This is a genomic window from Stenotrophomonas sp. AS012628 (genome assembly GCF_010608305.1).
Taxonomy (GTDB): domain Bacteria; phylum Pseudomonadota; class Gammaproteobacteria; order Xanthomonadales; family Xanthomonadaceae; genus Stenotrophomonas; species Stenotrophomonas geniculata.
The window spans coordinates 1-251 of the sequence record NZ_VMBJ01000186.1; the positions used below are offsets into that span (position 1 = coordinate 1).

Below are 251 nucleotides of genomic sequence, written 5' to 3' on the forward strand. Positions count from 1 at the left end.
GCCTGGTGGTCTGCCTGGCCGAGGACGATCCCTACTGGCCCGGGCTGGACTGCGCCGCCAGCCGGCATGTGCAGCGCGCTCGGCGCCCCCGGCTCGGTGTTGAACGGCTTGCTGCGCCTGCTGGAGTTGGGGGCACAGGCCGACGACTGGGTGCTGGTGCATGACGCCGCGCGGCCGAACCTGACCCGCGGCGACCTCGACCGCCTGCTCGAAGAACTCGCCGAAGATCCGGTCGGCGGGCTGCTGGCGGT

At 72.9% G+C, this 251-nt stretch carries 1 protein-coding gene; it reads left to right on the forward strand.

Annotated elements, in window-relative coordinates:
* Nucleotides 1-66: 66 nt before the first annotated feature.
* Nucleotides 67-251 (forward strand): 2-C-methyl-D-erythritol 4-phosphate cytidylyltransferase (locus G5A07_RS21545; RefSeq protein ID WP_223107816.1); only part of this gene is annotated, 185 nt, incomplete at its 3' end.